Below are 18,983 nucleotides of genomic sequence, written 5' to 3'. Positions count from 1 at the left end.
ATCGCCTACTCTCGCAAATTTACGGCTTTTTGGGTTTTGGCGGTGAGCTATTGGCTGTTTGCTTTTAGCTTTTCATTCGTTTTAGGCAAATACATTTATATTTTAAGGCTTACATCATGCATCTCAACAAAAAACATCAAACACCTAGCAACAGACACCCGACATCCGCACCCAGCATCAGGCACCCGACACTTAAACCCTCACAATCTCCAAAGGATTCAAATAAATCAATAACAATTCAACATCGCTGTAGCCCATTTGATGGTATAGTTCGCCGTAATGCTTTATCTGTGTTTTATGTGAGTTTTGTTTTTTACCTGTTTTATAATCTATAATGGTGACTTTGTCATTTTGATAAACCACACGGTCTGGGCGACTTATATCGGCGTCTTTTACCAAAATATCTCGCTCGTTTTCCACCAAAATATTTCCTGAGTAAAGGTGTTTTAGGTCAGGGCTTTGCAGTATTTTTTCGGCTTCGACTTTTAATTCGGCTTTTTCTATTTCCAGAATAAGTCCGTCAAACTGTAGTTTCTGAATAGCTTGGTCAAGGTCGGTCGCCATGCCTATTTCAGAAAAGAGCGTGTGAATTAAATTCCCTTGGTCACGCTGATTTTGCTCATTGAAAACCTTATCCAAGTTCGATTTGAGCTTTAGCTTACCTAAATTTTCTCGGCTATATATTTTGTTTAGAATATGGCTTTCATGCTCGTTTTCTTCAGTTTTTTTACTGGTATTAGTTTCTCCTTCAGAGATTATGTATTTATTATCAACAGCTTCAATTCCATTTCCAACCACAAAATTCTTTAAAAAATGATAGGTGCTGTTGTCAGAACTTCTTGGAGCTAAAGCTAAAACATATAGCCTGTCGACAGGTCTGGTAAAAGCCACATAAAGAATGTTTAAGGCCTCCAGTTTACTAAACTCTAGCTCTCTTTGATATTGGTCTTTAACTAAGGTAAGGTCTAAGGTTTTTTTGTAAGGAAGCGGTGCCGCTTTTAAAATACTAGTTCCTGTATTTAACTCATCATAACCTGTTTGCTCTAAATCTGCCCAAAAAGTGGATTGATTTATAGGTACCGTACTCCAGCCTGCAAAAGGCACTATCACCACAGGATACTCGAGTCCCTTTGATTTATGAATGGTTGACACCGTTATGGCGTTTTGTTTTGACACACTTACCGCATAAGAATCTTTCGATTGCTCCCAAGCTTGCAAGAAATCAGAAAGACTATTTCCATCGTTTTTGATGTGATTTTGAACAATGTCAAAAAACGCAAACAAATACGGAAGCAAAGCATGGTCCTCAAACATGCCCAGTTTATTCACAAAAGATTCGGTAAGTTGATAAATACCAAATGCCCCAAGAATTTTCTGGTCAATCGTTATTCCTTGCGATTGTAAAAAATCCCAACAGTTAAGTTCATTACTTCTGAAGTCAATATCGGTCGGAAATTCTAATTCTTTATATCGGTGATACAGCAAAATAGCATCTGCATGTTTTGCTTTGTTTTTAGGGTCTTGGTAAGCCATTAAAAGACTTATCAAAAACGAAATGCCGAGACTATTTTTTAGTAAAAGTGAATCTGCCGAGATTACATTAATGCCATTAGCGATTAAATGCTCTGCAATGGCTGCTGCATGCGGTTTTTTCCTGCAAAGAATGGCCATGTCTTCATAATGATAGCCTGCCTCTAGCGTCTCTTTTATTTTCTGGTCAATCTGTGCTAAAGTCCATTCTACTTCGTCAATGGGCTCTTGACCTTTCTCATTTTCTATCAAAGACATTTCCACATGCCCTCCAGATTTAGTGCCGTCGTGCGTTTCTTGGGTTTTATTTTCAAAAGCCAGTTTTATGATTTCTTCTGACGATTGGTCTGCCATTTTGGTGAAAAAGTCATTGTTGAAAGCTATAATTTCCTTTTTACTTCTGAAGTTTTTCTGAAGGTTCTCTTTCTGCACCATGGCGGTGGTGTAGTCAATAGAAAAACGCTGATTATCAGAGAGTAGCTCGTTGCTTTTTAAAGCATCTGTATTTTGATTTAACACATAAATCATGAGCTCCACTTTTCCGCCTCGCCACCTATAAATAGACTGTTTGGGGTCACCCACCAGCATATTGAAATGGTTTTTAGAAAGAGCATTTTCTATCAATGGGAGGAGGTTAAAATACTGAATGTCAGAGGTGTCTTGGAATTCGTCAATTAAGATGTGATTATACTTTTCTCCAAGTTTTTCAAAAATATATGGAACTGGCTCTTCTGCTACTATTTTATTTATTCGGCGATTAAAATCAGTGATGTACGCCATATTGTTTTCCATCAAAAGTTTGCCAAATTCTTCTCTAACTTCTCCTAGTAAGGCCAGGTTATCAAGGTGGTTTCTTACTTCTTTTAAAAGAAGGTATTTTGGTTTTTCTTTTTTTAGAAAAGCTATCAAACGATTATACCAGCTAATTAAAGCTGCCGAGGTAGCATCTATTGTGGCTTTTTTGTCAGTCCCTAATTTTGCAGCGTACCATTTATCATTTTCAACTGCATCAATTATTCTTATACCCGGCTCCCAAACATCGTTAAGAATATCAGAATTGGGATTGGCAACCTTAATAAAAATAGAAGCAAAACCATTTTTACCATAAGCAAAATCGTCAATGCTTAGCCCATTTTTTTCTAAAAGGTCAAGCCCATGTCTGCCTATAAGCAGGAAAGTGTTTTGAGTAACTTTTATGTGTTTATTGATTTGTTGTTTGACCTTCAGGTAATCTGAATATTTCAGATTTTGATTCTTTTGAATCAAGCTATAAAACTGGTCGTCAAAGAGGTTATTGGCAAAGCCCGCTAAATTGGGCAGAAGCATTTGCCAGTTTTTCCCTTCATCTGCTTTTTCCAAAGCAAACTTCTCAATCAAGTCTGTAAGGTGTTCTTGTCCTACTAAGCCTATTTTGTCAAAAACACGTTCTGTGGCCTTTAAAAGCAAAGGTCTTTTATCTAAAACCACCTCATAATTATAAGGCAAGCCCAAATCTAGGGCAAAAGAACTTACCAATTGATTGACAAAACTGTCAATAGTTTTGACATTGAAATCAGCATAATCTTGCAGTATTTGTTCAAAAGCCGCTTTTGCTCTTGCCTGTAATTGCTGTGGATGCAGGTCTGGCAAATCTTCTTTGAGTACTTCTAATGTAACCTTTGTTTTAGATGACATCCCTTCCTCGGGCCCTCCTAATTCTTTCAGGGTTTCAATAATCCTGCTTTTCATTTCTGAGGCAGCATCATTGGTAAATGTTATGGCCAATATTTGTTTGAAATAATGGGGACTGGCAGACGATAAAACGAGCTGCAAATAGGTTTTGGTCAGTGTAAATGTTTTACCCGAACCAGCTGAAGAACCGTAGATTTTATATAACGACATATTAGTGCTAAATATCTCCATAAAACTGGCGTATAAAAAATGTATGACCGCTTTTCTACGGAATAGGATAGCTGTTTTTTGCGAATGGTGTACCTTTGCCTTGATAGTTAATAATTGATTCAAAGACATATCATTTTGAAAAAGTATATTTTAATTTTTATAGGCGTTTTAGCTTCGCAAATTGCTTTTGCTCAGCAAACCAACAGCATTAGAGGAAAGGTGAAAGCTGAGTTAACAGAAACTCCATTAGAGAAGGCCACGGTGCGTATTATTGGTTCTGATTTAAACACCAAAACAGACGAAGACGGGACGTTTATTTTTCAAAAAGTGCCAACAGGACGTTTGGAGCTTGAAATCTCCATGGTGGGTTATTCTAAACAGGTGGTGAAAGAACTCGTTTTAACAGCGAATAAAGAATTGGTATTGACTATTCTTTTGGAGGAGTCTACCAGAGATTTGGAAGGTGTGACGGTGACGGCCGCCAGTCCAAATTTATCTGGAGCTAAAACTAGTTTACAAAGTATTACCGTAGAGCAGGTCATGCGTTTTCCTGCTACTTTCTTTGACCCAGCTCGTTTGGCTCTGTCTTTTCCTGGGGTGGCAAATGCCAACGACCAAGCCAATGGCATGAGTATAAGAGGGAATAATCCTACAGGTTTGCAGTGGCGATTAGAAGGAATGGAAATAGTGAATCCCAATCATACTGCAAATGCAGGTACTTTTTCTGACCAAGCTACTTCAAATGCTGGTGGCGTAATTATGGTCTCGGCTCAGATGATGGGGAACACTAATTTCTTGACAGGTGCTTTCCCTGCCGAATACGGTAATGCACTTTCTGGCATAATGGATATGCGACTTAGAAAAGGAAATAGTCAGGAATATGAGCATACCGCACAGGTAGGTTTAATAGGTATAGATTTGGCCTCTGAAGGGCCTATCAATAAGAAAAATGGAAGTAGCTATTTGGTCAATTATCGTTATTCTTTTACAGGGCTTTTAGCTTTGGGCGGATTGACCTTTGGTGGTGAAACTATTAAATTTCAAGATTTGGCTATTAACCTAAGCTTTCCAAATGAAAAACTAGGTGATTTTACGGTTTTCGGAATGGGCGGTGTGAATTCCAATGATTTCGCTTTTGATGATGAAGAAGGCCTTGGCCCAGAGTTAGAAAAGGATCAATATGTGATTAATTATAAAGGGAAAATGGCTGCTGTAGGAGCCACACATACTAAACATTTTAAGGGCACTTATTTATGGAAAAATGCTTTGGTTTATTCAGGTCTTAGAAACGAGAGAGTTCAAGATGCTGGAGAAGTTGCCACTATTAATGTGACACCTTTAGAAGACATTTTGCAGTCTAGTAAGCTGTCTTTCTCTAGTATTTTAAGTCATAGAGTAAATGGTGCTAGTAACTTAAAAGGTGGTGTTTATGTCACTTATTCACAAGATTCATTGCTGTCGCGTCAGAATGGTTTGGCGGGCTTGTACACTTCATGGGTTTTAGAGCCATTTGTGCAGTGGAATACCAACATTGGTAAAGCAGGAAACTTGGTCTTAGGTTTACATAATTTGAATTATACCGCAACTAAAACAAGTACGCTGGAGCCAAGAGCAGCCTTTGGGTATCAAATAGATGCTAAAAATGACATAAACCTGGCCTACGGTTTCCATTCACAACTGAACTCACCTTGGCTAAATGACCAAGTAGCAGACATCAAACCAATCTTGGCTCATCATGTGGTACTGAGTGAAGAAACTAAACTGAATAGATCATCTTCTATTAAAACGGAAGTGTATTATCAGGCCCTCTCAAATGCATTAAGCCCAAGATTTGATAGCAAAAACAAGTTTTTCTCAGGTTTAAACATGAGCGACTTTATTTTTCCATTTGATGTAAGCCAAAACGGAAAAGGTAGAAACTATGGTTTGGAAGTCGGCTATCAAAAGTATCTTGACAAAGGGCTTTTTGCTTTGATAAATGCCACGCTTTATAAGTCTGAATTTCAAGCCGCCGATGGCGAATTTTATGAGACCAGATTCAGCGGAAATCATATTGTCAATTTGACCTTAGGGAAGGAGTGGGCTTTGAAAAAAGAGCGTGTTTTTGGAGCTAATCTCCGTATGGTTTGGATGGGTGGTTTTAGAAACTATGCCATAGACGAAGCAGCATCGGAGGCGGAAGGAAAAACGGTTTTTGACTACACAAACGAACTAACAGAACGCCTTCCTGATTATTTTAGACCCGATATTAGAGTTTATCTTAAAAAGTCAAAGAAGAAGTATAACACCATGCTTTCTATCGATATTCAGAATGTGGCTAACTATCAAAACGTGGCTTTTGATTACTATGACGTTTTTCAAAAGAAAGTGGTTAGAAAAAATCAATTAGGTATGATACCAATGCTGAATTATCGTTGGGAGTTTTAAGAATTTTTCGTTCCATAAATTCTAGAGGGTTTAGTTTTACATACCCCGTAGGGGTTTAACGTTGGTAGCGACGGGTGAAACCCGTCGTAGATAATTCCGCACGGTCGTCCTTTCATTTGGCGGAATTTTGGCCGTTAAAAGCCAAAATTGTGACAAATATGTCGTGGTGTTCTCTGCTAACAAAATATTTGGGTTTGTCTTCCGTCCAATTTGCCTTAAATTAGAAGGTACATTCATGAACACCCATGGCCTACGACGAATACCTAGCAGACAGAATCAGACAAAGTCTTAAAGAGAAGAAAACGCAATTTGAAGAAATGAAAATGATGGGTGGACTCTGCTTTAAAGTCGATAATAAAATGTTATGCGGCATTCACCTCGACAAAAAATTTGGAGACAGCCTTTTGATGGCAAGAATAGGGGAGGAAGCCTATGACACCGAGATTAAAAAGGAACACACACTACCCATGGATTTTACGGGAAGACCTATGAAGGGATATGTTTTCGTAACGCCTTTAGGGTTTGATTCTGATGATGACATGTCCTACTGGATTGACCGTATGCTTGAATTTAATCCACTAGCTAAGGCGTCTAAAAAGAAGAAACCGAAGGTTTAGAATTTGCCATGATTTTGGCTTCTGAATGCCAAAATCTCGCCTAACGAATATTCATTCAAATATACGAGGTTCTCTATTCAATTTATGCCCTTTCAGGGCATTCCTCGACTGCACAAATTTTCATTAAATTGAGTGCGTATTATTCACTAAAGGAATTACCTCTTTCCCAATCAATTCTATGGCAGACATCAACTGCTGATGATTCATGCCAGCATCCATCTGGAAAGTGAATCTTGAAATGCCACCGAGGGCTTCGCTATGTCTTATTATTTTTTCTGCTACATCGGCGGGATTTCCTACTACCATGGAGCCAAAGTGACTGTTCTGTGCATCAAATCTATCTTTGGTAACCGGTGGCCAGCCACGTTCTTTTCCTATTTCGGTAAACATTTTGGCGTAGCCTGGGTAGTAAGTATCAATGGCTATATCCTCTGTTTTGCCTACATAGCCCAAGGAATGAATACCCACTTTAAGCGTTTCAGGAGAATGTCCAGCTTCTGCCCCTGCTTTTCTATAGGCGTCTATCAATGGACGAAAACGGTGTGTTTCTCCACCAAATAATGGCAACCATTAGCGGTAAACCTAAGTGACCCGCTCTTACAAAAGAAGCCGGTGTACCGCCAACTCCTAACCAGATAGGCAGTTTCTTTTGCATAGGTCTTGGGTAAACCGATTGCTTATGAAGTTGAGCTCTAAATTGCCCTTTCCAAGTCACTGTTTCGCTGTCACGAATTTGAAGAAGTAGTTCTAATTTCTCAGCAAAAAGCTCGTCGTAATCATCTAAACGAAAACCAAATAAGGGGAAAGACTCTATAAAAGAACCTCTGCCTACCACCATTTCTGCTCTTCCCTGAGATATCAAGTCCAATGTAGCGTAATTCTGAAATTCTCTAACAGGGTCGGCAGAACTCAGAACCGTTACCGCCGAAGTAAGAATGATATTCTCTGTTCTGGCTGCTGCCGCTGCCAGTATCATACTAGGGGCAGAATCCAGGAAATCTTTTCGATAATGTTGACCTATGCCAAAAACGTTAAGTCCCATTTCGTCAGCAAAGGCTATTCTGTCAATAAGTTCGTCCATCGCTTGTGCCGATGATACGTTTTTATCTGCTGGTGCTGCCGCAAAACTGTCTATTCCTATTTCCATGACTTTTAAACAGTTTTTGGTTTTGAAAGATTCGTGAATTTTACTTTATCTATTAGATGTTCCGCAGCCTATTATCCTTCTATCAAAGCTCCAGAGGAGCGATATATTAGTAGTGAGGGGTAAAAGCCCTCGTAAAATAGTAAAGTTGCTTTTTTGTTTGTCATGATTTTGGCATTAAAAGCCAAAATCATGACAAACGTTTCTTAGTTGATAACGTTTGTAGTTCTCTATGGCCAAAGGAAACCGCCAGATTCAAATGAAGAATACTTCGATTAATAAGTCCTTTCGTTGTCTTGTCAGACGGACCCTCATTTTGGTTTCGGCCAAAACGAGCCGGGGAGGCGTACCTCAAAAACCATTTTCCAAAATAAACTTGAACACTCGAAATTTAAGTTTAGTAAATGTATTTAGCTGTGTATGTTGAAATTTCGACCATTCTTCAGACAGTATTTTGGATATAAGGATTTATTTAATTTAGCATGAATTAGATATGAAATTAATTCCTACATACCCCAGGGGGGTATAATGTTAATAGAGACGGGTGTAACCCGTCTTGATTTTAGATACCACAACAACGCATTTGGCAGAATTTTGGCGACTAAAAGCCAAAATTGTGACAAATGACTTTCTTGCGGATAAAAAATCATCTCTTCTACGAACTACAAGAAAGCATAGAGCAGCCAACCTTATTCCTTGCCCATTCTGGTCTTTTGGCGAACCATTTTTCATTTTCTGGTTGATTGTCGTAGGGCTTTTTTAATAGCTCGTGAAGTTCACTAATCAGGCTGTAATCTCCATCATCTGCCTTATCTATGGCCAGCTGAGCCATGTAGTTTCTTAAAACATATTTTGGGTTAACGGCATTCATCTTTGCCTTTCTGGTTTCATCATCATTGATTTCCAAATGCAGCCTTTCTTGATATGCTTTTAACCAATTTATCCAGCCCTGCAAAGTCTCTTCTTTCAATTCTTCTGGAGCATAGAAGGCCTCTTTGATAAAGTCCAGAGCATTTAAATCTTCTGGAAGTGTTTCATCTTTCTTTAGATTTGCCAAATTCCTGTAGAAGATGGTCATGTCTGTTTCTGTTAGATGAAGTGTATTTTCTAAGTCTTGAAACAGTACTTCATCATCTTCTTTTTCTATAGCTAATCCGAGTTTGTCTCGCATCATTTTTTGATAGGCAAGCGTAAAAGTTTCTTGATAAGCATTCAAAATAGCCTCTAAAGCAGGCACATCGTCAATTATCAAGTTCAATGCACTTCCTAACTGTGCCAAATTCCATAAAGCTACATTCGGCTGCTGCCCAAATCGATACCTTCGGTGTTGCTTATCGGTGGTGTTTGGTGTCCAGTTTCTGTCATAACCTTCTAGCCAACCATACGGACCAAAATCTATGGTCAAACCAAGAATAGACATATTATCGGTATTCATAACACCGTGTACAAAACCTACTCGCTGCCAGTCCATGACCATTTTCAGAGTGTCATTACTAACTTTTTGAAAAAACTCGATATAACCTTCCTTTGTGTTTTCTTTAATGCCTGGGAAGAAATGACGAATGGTATAATTCATCAGTAAACGCAGGTTCTTATGGTCTTGCCTAGCGGCCAAAATCTGAAAATTCCCAAATCGTATAAAACTAGGGGCAACTCTACAAACAACCGCACCTTTTTCATAGGCAGGGTTTCCATTATACTGTACGTCTCTTAAAACTTGGTCGCCCGTTAAAGCTAATGAAAGTGAACGCGTAGTAGGCACACCTAAGTGATGCATAGCCTCGCTGCATAAATGCTCACGTACTGATGAACGCAAAACAGCAAGCCCATCTGCTGTTCTAGAATATGGCGTAAGTCCAGAACCTTTGAGCTGTAAAGCCCATCTTTTGTTGTTTTCTATTACCTCAAAAAGATTAATGGCTCTTCCGTCGCCTAATTGCCCTGCCCAATGTCCAAACTGATGTCCGCCATAGCACATGGCATAAGGTTTGGTTTCAGGAAAAACCTCAGCACCTGAAAATAATTGCGTAAAATATGCTGACTCCGCAGCCTCTTTTGAAAGACCTATGGCTTCTGCCATTTCAGATGAATAATGCAATATTTTAGGCTCGCTTGGTTCTCTAGGGTTCACAAATGAGAAACAAGCCTCCGAAACCTGACGTGGAAACACATTAAGTTCTTTATCTGCTGGAAGTTCGTTTGTGAAAGTATTATCAATATTGAGTTTCATCTATCTGCTTCGGTCTGTTCATGGAGAGAACAAAGGAAGGGCGTAAAAAGTTGATAGATTAACTGATTGACGATTACAAAATCAATCAAAAGGCTCCAAAATAGATGGACTAGGCTTTGAAAACCATTTAGGGCCATCATCACTTATAAAAACGCAATCTTCCAAACGAACACCAAATTCACCTAAAATGGCTATAGTCGGCTCTATGCTAAAACACATTCCTGCTTCTATCACAGTCTCGTTTCCTTTTACTGCATTTCCCCACTCGTGGCCGTCCATGCCTATTCCGTGACCTGTTCTGTGCGGTAAACCTGGCAATTGATAGTCTGGGCCAAAGCCTGCATCTGTGATTACTTTTCTGGCGGCAGCATCTACATCATGGAGTTTGTTGCCTATTTGAGCGGCAGCAAAACCTGCGGCCTGAGCTTTCTTTTCTAAGTCCCAAATCTCCTGTTGACGTGCCGTTGGCGAAGCACCAAAAACGATTGTGCGGCTGATGTCTGCATTATAACCTTCAACGGTGCATCCACAATCCACTAAAACAACATCTCCTTTCTTCAATATTTGAGGCCTACCAGAACCATGAGGAAATGCAGAGGCTTCGCCAAAGTTACAAGAAGCAAAAGCATGTTTAGCTCCCATCTTTGTATGAGCAGCAGCCACAGCTTCTGAAAATGTTGCTGGCGTACAACCTTCTTTCAAGGCTTTAAAGCCAACTTTTATAGCAGCCGTTGTAATCTCGGTAGCTTTTTGCATCAATAAGATTTCAGAAATTGATTTTACAATGCGGCATGGTACAGTCACAGAATCACCGCTGACATACTCTAGATGTGGAGCAGCTTCTTTGACACCATTATAAATGAAGAATCTTAGTCGCTCTTCTATGGCTACTTTGCCAGAGGATATTCCCATTTCAGTAAACGCTTTGGCCACTAACTTATAAGGGCTTTCGTCTTCTTGCCATGCGTATACTTTGGTGCTTTCTTCCACCATTTCTCTAAATCTGTTTTCCTCAAAACCGGGGCAAATAAAAGCTAAAGAACCTTTAGCCGGAATTAGACCAACCATTGGGCGTTCGCTTGGCCACCAAGAAATACCGGTGAAGTATGTTAGCGAAGTTCCGGCATCTAGGAGTAAGACAGAAATGCCTTGCTCTTGCATTAGTTTTTGAGCTTTTGACACTCTTGCAGCTCTTTCTTCTGGCGTGATAGCTTGGATATCTTCCACCAAAGACTTTAGACCATCCATAGTCGGGTCTGAACCCACTCCAGTTTCACAAGAACTAAGGAATACTACACCTGCTCCTAATGCAGAGGTGTTTAGGAAATTTCTTCTTTTCATAACTTCAAATAAAACTATATGCCCAGTAAATTAAAAGAAATTGGACTGGAAGTCTTATTAAAGTTGCTAAAACCATTTTTCCTTTTGCTCTGGCTTTTTGAAAATGATAAAAATTTGCAGGGAAAACTGCTAGGAGCAAAGCAATAATGCCTACAGCCGCGTAAGAACGCACTGGTTCAAACAGGAGTGCCAAGCCAAGAAATACCTCAATAAAACCTACCAAAAGATTGACCTTCTCGGGCTGTGGTACCCATTTGGGCGTTATTTTTAAGAAAAACTTTGGACTCCTGAAATGGCTTATGCCAGCAAAAATATAGATACCTGCCATAAGGTATAAAGAGATGGTCTTTAAGTCTAGCATGCGGCAATTACCATTTTTTTAAGTTCATATCTCTAATAGCCAGAAGTATATCTCTTCGGCTTATTTGACCAGCGAGTTTTCCTTGACTGTCCATGACCAAAAGTCTTTTATACGGGGTAGTAAGAAAAGTGTTTGCCACATCTACAATGTCGTTTTCTATGGAAATGTTTTTCATGACGTTTGACATATATTCTGAAACTGTATCTTTTTCTACAGGATGGTTATAATAGGCACTTCCTAGTAAAATATTTAGACAGTCTTTATCATCTATTAAACCCACCACATCACCCTGGTTATTTACCACTGGTGCTCCCGTAATACGTTTGTCTAACAAGGTTTTAAGTACTTCCAGTACGGGCGTATCTTCTTTTATGGTAATCAGCCTGCTGATGGGTGTCATGTATTCTGTTACTGATGGAATTTTTGCTGCTTGGCTATTTGTGCCATCATCATGTGCTCTGTTTTGGAAGTTTTTCATGTTTAGTCGTATTTAATTATTTCAAAAGGTTTACTTAACTAAATATAAGAACAAAAACTTAATTTTATTGTGTTTCACTTTGTGGAGGTTAACCCTTGCCTTTGGAATGAGTATATTCGTAATAGAAACTCGCTAAATTTGAAGCTATCATTAATACTTTTATTTTTATTTCCATTTTTTGCAATTGCTCAGCAAATTGAGGCTGGTTTTGAGTCAACAAAGGTTGTTGGAAACCTTAAAGACCCAGCGAGTTTTGCCTTTGCTCCGGATGGCAGGCTTTTTTATGGTGAACGTATTTCAGGGAAGTTACGAATTGCAGTCTGGGACGCAGGTAGCCAAAGCTATATAACAGAGGCTTCTCCCTTTTATCAATTTAATGTACCACCTGCAGTTCATCGTTCGGCTGGTTTAAGGGGTTTTGTTTTTGACCCAGACTTCGCATCAAACGGATATATTTATGCTTTTTACATGCAAGATAACCCAAGGCATAATAGAGTGGTGCGTATTCAGGCAGATGCTAGCAATCCTAATGTGGCTTTAGCAGGCGAAATAGTTTTGATGGAATTACCTTTTAATGCATCTACTTCTAGCGGAAGTCATAATGGAGGCGATTTGGTTTTTGGAACGGATGGCAAACTATATTTTACCACAGGTGATGGCTGGAATGGCGGAGATAATGTTCAGAGCTTAAGCACATATACAGGTAAGGCTTATAGATTGAATAAAGATGGCTCTATACCTACTGATAATCCTTTCTATGGCACTACAACTGGTAATTTTAGGGCTATTTATGCTCTTGGTTTGAGAAACCCCTATGCCATTTCTAATCTTTCGCCTACCGGAAAAATTTATATCAATGATGCCGTGGGAACCAATAAAGCTAATGTTATTGAATTACAAGCAGGTGCAAATTATGGCCATGATGGCTATGGCGGTATAGGAACTAACACATCAAAATGGACAGACATGTCCGTGTCAGGCCATAAGGTAATTACAGGTGGTTTATGGTATCCTAATTCTGGATATTGGCCAGCGGCCTATAAAGGAAATTACTTTGCTGCATTTTGGGGAAGTAATTCTGCTAATGCACCAGGTGCCATCACTAGAGCCATTAGTGAGGACAATCCTACTAAGAGCATGTTTTTTGATGATATACTGGTAGGTGGCGAGCTAAAACCGGTGATGCTGGAATACGGTCTGGATGAGAATATGTATTATATGATGACGGACTATCAAACTGGTGTTGGGGAGATTTACCGCATCAGTTATGTGGGTACCAATATCGTTACTTCACCTTCTTTTACACCTTTGCCAGGTCAATATGACGACCCCATTACACTTACCTTAAGTAATGCAGACCCACTTTCTGCTATTTATTATACCACTGATGGCTCAGAACCAGATAGCACTAAAACACTTTATACGGCTGCCTTTCCAGTAAATAGTAGTGCTCAAATAAAGGCTATAGCTTATGAAGAGGGCAAAATAACCAGTCAGGTTTCTTTAGCTGATTATGTAATAGGCCCCGTGCCAAATATAAAGCCTGTGGCCAATGCCGGCCCAGACTTACAAGTAGGAGTGAATACAGAAGTGACACTCAATGGTACAGATAGTTTTGACCCAGACGGTAGTTCTGTGAGTTTACAGGAGCATTGGTATCAGATAGGAGGTGCTCCAGTGAGCATCAATGATGCGGATGAAACCGTTGCCAATTTTACGCCTTCTAATACAGGCATTTATGCCTTTAAAATAGTGGTGGAAGATATTCATGCTGCCAAAGATTCTAATATAGTTTTGGTAACAGTATATCCTAATTTAGATGATTATCTAAATAACTTAATAGCACGTTGGTCTTTTGAAGAGGGACAAGGTTTAGTGGCTGAAGATACCTCCCCTAATTCTAATACGGGAAGTCTAGAAAATGCTTTCTGGTCAAACGATACTGGCGAAGAAAGCAAACATGCTGTTCAGTTTACCAATCAAAACGACAGGGTAGACGTGGGTAAAATGGATATTACTGGAAGTGAAATGTCTATTTGTTTTTGGACAAAATTGAATAGTTATGAGCAAATGGATGCTCGATTTGTTTCAAAGGCCAGCGGAGAAAATGATGTGGACCACTTTTGGATGCTCAGCACTTTAGATGATACCAAGTTTAGGTTTCGTTTAAAAACCAATGCTGGCGGCACCACTACCTTAATTAGCAATACTGGTGTGGTACCCTTAAACCAATGGGTGTTTTTGACAGCCACTTATGATGGGACTGAAATGAGAATTTATAAGGATTCTACGCTATTGACCAGTACGCCCAAAACAGGAAGTATAGCCACAGACCCCTCTGTGGATGTAAGTTTAGGAAATCAGCCTGCTTCTGCTACAGGTGGTGTAAGACCTCTGGATGGCTTTTTAGACGAAGTTAGGATTTATTCCACGGCACTTACTTTGCCTCAAATAAAGCAAATATATAAGTCTGGTTTTCAGGAACTGTGTCTTGATAATCTAAACTTGCCTGAAATTCTTCCAGAGCTACAGTCTTACATGGTTAGTCATAAAATAACAGCAAGTTTCTCTGTTTCTAGTGGGGAGGCACTTCAGCTAAAAGCAGGAACTGTAGTTAATTTAGAGGCTCCTTTTACAGCAGAAAATGGAGCGGTGTTTATAGCAGAAATTGATGGCTGTGGAGAGTAGATTACGATTTAAGAATTAATAAACTCAATCGCTCGCTCTAGCACTTTATCATTTCCTGCCAAAATATCGGCTTCCCTATTTCTGATATAAACATCTGGAATATGACCAATGCCATCTAGGCTGCTACCGTCGGGTAGTAAAAATTGCATAATAGAGTATTGGTATTGAAAGCCATTTGGAAGAAATCTTCGCATGCTGGTATCTGAAAAATCGCCGGAGGTTTCTGTACCTATAAAAGTAATTTTATCAAAAGCTCTCAAATGCAATAGAAGAATTTCCGCGGCACTTACCGTTATCTTGTCTGTGAGTACTATGAGGGGTTTGTCGTAATGTTCTTTGCCCATTACTTCTGTGTAGTATTCTCTTTTTTCGGAGAAATCGGAGTGTTTTGGGCCGTTTCTGTCCTGCACTGTGTAGACCAACTTTCTTTTATCTGCAAACCTGCCCGCTATGGCTTGTGCCAAGACATCTTCGCCGCCGCCATTACTTCTGATGTCTAAAATCATGGCTTTGCTGCTGCCGATATCTTTTAATACGTCATCCATGAAGTCGTGGTCTTCTAAGCTGATGTTTGACAAATACACATAGCCAATATCTTGGTCTTTTATCCTTCCGTAGAAATGGTTTTCTTCATCATCTTGGTTCGGAATGTTCTGTAAATTTTCTATGTACTTTTCTTTGACCAAATCCACACTGAATTCCTTTTCTATTCGCTCATCTTCTTCAGAGCCAGAAGCGTAAAAGTCTATGTCGCTGTTAAAATTTTCATGTACTCTCGCCACAAATGTGTGGGAGTCGTCTAGATAGCCAATCATACTTTTAAAAATATTAAAAAGCTCTTGGTCGGAAGTCTGCATATTCACCATTGGTCTATGGGCGGCATACACGCTGTCCCAGTCCCAGCCTCGTATTTGAAACAGACTATAATGTTGGTCAAAGTCTTGCCAAAATAGTTCAAAATTGGCCTCTGGATTATTGACAGCATCTTCACCGATTAAGATTTTTTCACAGGAGAAAAGTGTACTGATTATCGTGATAAGTATTATTACTTTTTTCATTAAAAATTAGAGTGTAAATTTGGTGGAAAGGCTTAATTGATTATTTGCTATTGCGGTTTTATCTGGAATTTCTGTGGTGTAATACCTGAATTGATAGGAGAGACCGACCGCCATTTTAGGGCCTAGCTGATAACTGTATTTCGCTTGCCAGTTTATGGCTTTAAAATCATTGATTGACGTAAGTGTACCTCGGTCGTATAAAATGATTTTTGCTGCTTTATCGGCATTGTCAGAAATGTATTTATCCCAGCCAGAGTATTGCGGCCTAACCATATAACCTACCAGGGGGATGCTTAGTTTACTCTCAAAGCTGTGTTTGGTTTTAAGCTTATAATTCAGGATGGCGGCAGCTTCCAAGCTATGGTTACTAAAGAAAGTGATGGCCTCTGTGCCGTCAAATAAATCAGCGTTGATGTAGGAATGTAACTGTCCACCTAGGTTTAGGTTAAGCCTTTTATTTAGCACATTTTTCAAATAGCCTAATTCCAGATTAACCTGATAATCGTTTGTGTCAAAAAAAATGGAATAATCAGATTTTAGTGTTGAAATAGCTCCGCTAAATTTTGCCAAGAAAATGTCATCTCCAGAATTTACTTTTCTGTATTCTACGCCGAAGGTTGTTCCATAGCTATGGTAGTTGACAGGGGAGAATACACGGTCTTTAAAGAACCCCTGATTTACGCCTAAATCTATACTCAGGCTTTTCTGCTGTGCTTTGGAAGCAAAGCTGCATAGGACTAAAATTATAATTGTATTAAAAATCTTCATGTTGTTCATCTCTTAAAAATACACCCTATAAATAACATTTGGCAGTAGAGACAGCGGTGCACCATAACCAATGTTATTTGGTTCGTCGCTGTCATAATATTCATAAAGTTTGGCTTGGGTATTATTTACGTTCATAACATCTATCGCAAACTCATGTGTAGTTTTAAGTTTATTGATTTTTAAACTTACCGAAGCGTTTATTTGGAACACATCGTCCAATCCCTTTTGATAGGCTTTAGTGAAATCATAATAGTTGTCGTTAATTCTATCTACGTTTAAGTTGCCCGCCTCATCTCTCAGCAGCGGTATTATTTTACGAGCTCCCACATAAAAGAATTTGGCATTAAGAGCCAGGGTTTTGTTATGCTTTTTGCCAAGTTGCACAAACTCTTTCCCGACCAAAGCATTAAAGGCGTAGTTGCCATTAAAACGTGTATTTCGCTCTATGTTTTCCAGCGATTTATATTTGGAGTTATATACAGAAGCGGTAAACATATAATAGAAATTATTAACAAAGAAACGCTCTATGGTAAGCTCTACACCATAGTTTTTACCAGTGCCAGCATTTACTAAAGCCTTGTCTCTAAAGCCCTCAGTTTCGTTAATGGTGGCGTAGTAACTGCTTGGGTCGTTTTCTACCGGTAGGTCATAGAGGTCTTGGTAATATACCTCGAGCTTTCCCATTAAGTTTTGAGTGAATTTTTTCTCATAAGCCAGTACGAAATGATTAGCCTTCAGCAGCTTCAAATTCTTGTTTGGCTCTGTTATTTGACCATTTTCATTTTCCACTTTTGCATAGTAATTAGAAATATGCTCCATGGTGCTGTGTTTGCCAAAACCTGCATTTAAGGCGGCTCCGTTTGGTAGTTGCCATTTCATGCTCAGGCGGGGCTCTAAAGAAGTTTCGTTGGTTAAAGGCACATAGAAATTATGCATACCAGACACAAAAGTGATGTTTTTGTTCAATCTGTATTTCCAAGCTACATAGCTTCTGTAGGTGCTAATGCTCTTATTAAAATCTATGGCGGTAAAGAGAGCTTTGGTTTCGTCTTTTGAGTATTGGGTTTGGTAATTATTGGTGGTATAAATGTATTTGGTACCTGCCTCTATTTTGTGTTTCGCGTTTATTTTGGTGTTTACTTTTACACCAATTCGCACACTGTGGTTGTTTAGCTTGCTGTTGTAGTCTGTATATTGGTTTGAAGTGGTATCTCTCAGGAAGCTTCCGTCTAAATCAAATAGCTGACCCGTGCTAGATTCATAGTCGGTTTCTTCAATGCCGCTGCCAGAATAAGCCATGGTGGTTTCTAAAAAGGTGTTATTGTTAAACGGCAATACATGGTTTAAACCTGCGGTAAACAAATTGTTTTTATTGTCGTAGGTACCATTGGCCGTGCCATCAAAAAGTAAACTTTCAGAGAAATATTCATCGTAATCATACGTGTAGTCTTCCGTGATGCTGCTTAAACCTCCCATACCGAAAAGCGAAAAAGCTCCAAGTTTTTTGGTGGGCAAATTGATTTTAAAAGCCGCATCTTGGTATTTGGGTACACCACCAAAATCTACCAAACCAGCACCATCTAAAAGTGCCAAAGAAGAGTAGCGATAGTTTATCAAATAGGAGCCAGCGTAGCCTTTCTTAAATGGACCTTCTAGGGTGGCGTCTATACCTAAAGCACCTATGCCAAAGGTATATTCTCTTTTTTCGTTGTTTCCTGAGCGAAATTTTACGTCAAAAACACCAGAAAGCACATCGCCATATTCTGGTGAAAAAGCTCCTGTGTAAAAGTCGGAGTTGGCGAGTAAATTACTATTCAGTGCACTAATAGGGCCACCTGTGCCTCCTAAAGCACCAAAGTGATTTGGGTTAGGAATTTCTACACCTTCTAGCCGCCACTGCACATATTTTGGCGAGTTTCCTCTTACCACTATGTCGTTATTTCCTTCTGGGTTGGCGGTTACACCCGCAAAAGAAGAAACCATACGGGCGGGGTCATTAAAAGAGCCAGCGTACCGCTGCGTTTCGTCCACGGTTACGGAGCGAGCACTTATTAAAGACATGTCGTTGTTCAAATCACCTTTGTTTTTGGTTGCTTTTACCACTACAGCATCCATTTGTGTGAGCGACTCCTGCATGGCCAGTTCCAGCACCACCTCTTTACCGGAAGTAAGGGTAATGTTTGGGATGATTTTTTCTTCATAACCCACATAGGTCAATTTCAAATTTACCCTACCAAGTGGCACTTGGTCAAAACGAAAGTTTCCGTCCACATCTACTGTGGTTCCTGCTATGGGATTAGTGCCTAGAATAGTGACATTGGCACCGATGAGTGGAAACTTGCCGTCAATATCGGTGATGTTTCCACGGAGGGTTTGTGTTAAAATTTGGGCATTGGTTTGGAAGGCGATGCACGCCAAAAGTAATGCAGTAATAAGTGATAGCTTTTTCATTGTCTGTTT

13 protein-coding genes are annotated in these 18,983 nt (G+C 39.4%); 3 read left to right on the top strand and 10 right to left on the bottom strand.

Annotation, left to right across the window (positions count from 1 at the left end):
- Positions 1–192: 192 nt before the first annotated feature.
- Positions 193–3,534 carry a UvrD-helicase domain-containing protein gene (locus tag AADJ06_RS08260; RefSeq protein ID WP_341225957.1) on the bottom strand — a complete coding sequence of 1,114 codons (3,342 nt, stop codon included), beginning with the start codon at positions 3,532–3,534 and terminating at the stop codon, positions 193–195.
- Positions 3,535–3,546: 12 nt separating this feature from the next.
- Here AADJ06_RS08260 and AADJ06_RS08255 point away from each other — a divergent pair, with 12 nt between their 5' ends.
- Positions 3,547–5,838: a TonB-dependent receptor gene (locus AADJ06_RS08255; protein WP_341225956.1), complete on the top strand. Its 2,292-nt coding sequence runs from the start codon at positions 3,547–3,549 to the stop codon at positions 5,836–5,838.
- 245 nt (positions 5,839–6,083) lie between these two features.
- On the top strand, positions 6,084–6,455 hold the full coding sequence (locus AADJ06_RS08250) for a TfoX/Sxy family protein (protein WP_341225955.1): 372 nt from the start codon (positions 6,084–6,086) through the stop codon (positions 6,453–6,455).
- Positions 6,456–6,578: 123 nt separating this feature from the next.
- Here the strand turns inward: AADJ06_RS08250 and AADJ06_RS08245 are convergent, their stop codons facing one another.
- From AADJ06_RS08245 to AADJ06_RS08220, 6 genes are all read right to left on the bottom strand, one after another.
- Entirely contained in the window at positions 6,579–6,983 is a 405-nt protein-coding gene (locus tag AADJ06_RS08245) for a hypothetical protein (RefSeq protein ID WP_341225954.1), read from the bottom strand.
- Positions 6,967–7,602 carry an LLM class flavin-dependent oxidoreductase gene (locus AADJ06_RS08240; protein WP_341225953.1) on the bottom strand — a complete coding sequence of 212 codons (636 nt, stop codon included), beginning with the start codon at positions 7,600–7,602 and terminating at the stop codon, positions 6,967–6,969. The genes AADJ06_RS08245 and AADJ06_RS08240 overlap by 17 nt, the downstream gene beginning before the upstream one ends.
- 652 nt (positions 7,603–8,254) lie before the next feature.
- Positions 8,255–9,829 (bottom strand): YdiU family protein, encoded by a 1,575-nt coding sequence (locus AADJ06_RS08235; protein WP_341225952.1) that lies wholly within the window; start codon positions 9,827–9,829, stop codon positions 8,255–8,257.
- Between the two features lie 81 nt (positions 9,830–9,910).
- Positions 9,911–11,170 (bottom strand): Xaa-Pro peptidase family protein, encoded by a 1,260-nt coding sequence (locus AADJ06_RS08230; RefSeq protein WP_341225951.1) that lies wholly within the window; start codon positions 11,168–11,170, stop codon positions 9,911–9,913.
- Between the two features lie 4 nt (positions 11,171–11,174).
- Entirely contained in the window at positions 11,175–11,531 is a 357-nt protein-coding gene (locus AADJ06_RS08225; RefSeq protein WP_341225950.1) for a MauE/DoxX family redox-associated membrane protein, read from the bottom strand.
- A gap of 7 nt (positions 11,532–11,538) precedes the next feature.
- Positions 11,539–12,009 (bottom strand): CBS domain-containing protein, encoded by a 471-nt coding sequence (locus tag AADJ06_RS08220; protein WP_341225949.1) that lies wholly within the window; start codon positions 12,007–12,009, stop codon positions 11,539–11,541.
- A gap of 138 nt (positions 12,010–12,147) precedes the next feature.
- Here AADJ06_RS08220 and AADJ06_RS08215 point away from each other — a divergent pair, with 138 nt between their 5' ends.
- Positions 12,148–14,697 carry a PQQ-dependent sugar dehydrogenase gene (locus AADJ06_RS08215; protein WP_341225948.1) on the top strand — a complete coding sequence of 850 codons (2,550 nt, stop codon included), beginning with the start codon at positions 12,148–12,150 and terminating at the stop codon, positions 14,695–14,697.
- Positions 14,698–14,705: 8 nt separating this feature from the next.
- Here the strand turns inward: AADJ06_RS08215 and AADJ06_RS08210 are convergent, their stop codons facing one another.
- From AADJ06_RS08210 to AADJ06_RS08200, 3 genes are read right to left on the bottom strand one after another with little or no spacing between them, the layout of a single operon-like run.
- Positions 14,706–15,755 carry a S41 family peptidase gene (locus AADJ06_RS08210; protein WP_341225947.1) on the bottom strand — a complete coding sequence of 350 codons (1,050 nt, stop codon included), beginning with the start codon at positions 15,753–15,755 and terminating at the stop codon, positions 14,706–14,708.
- Positions 15,756–15,761: 6 nt separating this feature from the next.
- On the bottom strand, positions 15,762–16,523 hold the full coding sequence (locus AADJ06_RS08205; protein ID WP_341225946.1) for a hypothetical protein: 762 nt from the start codon (positions 16,521–16,523) through the stop codon (positions 15,762–15,764).
- 12 nt (positions 16,524–16,535) lie between these two features.
- Positions 16,536–18,974 (bottom strand): TonB-dependent receptor, encoded by a 2,439-nt coding sequence (locus AADJ06_RS08200; RefSeq protein ID WP_341225945.1) that lies wholly within the window; start codon positions 18,972–18,974, stop codon positions 16,536–16,538.
- Between the last annotated feature and the right edge of the window lie 9 nt (positions 18,975–18,983).

Source organism: uncultured Arcticibacterium sp. (assembly GCF_964021845.1).
GTDB lineage: Bacteria > Bacteroidota > Bacteroidia > Cytophagales > Spirosomataceae > Arcticibacterium.
Note: the sequence above shows the minus strand (reverse complement) of the source record. Positions and strands in the feature narration are given on the sequence as shown.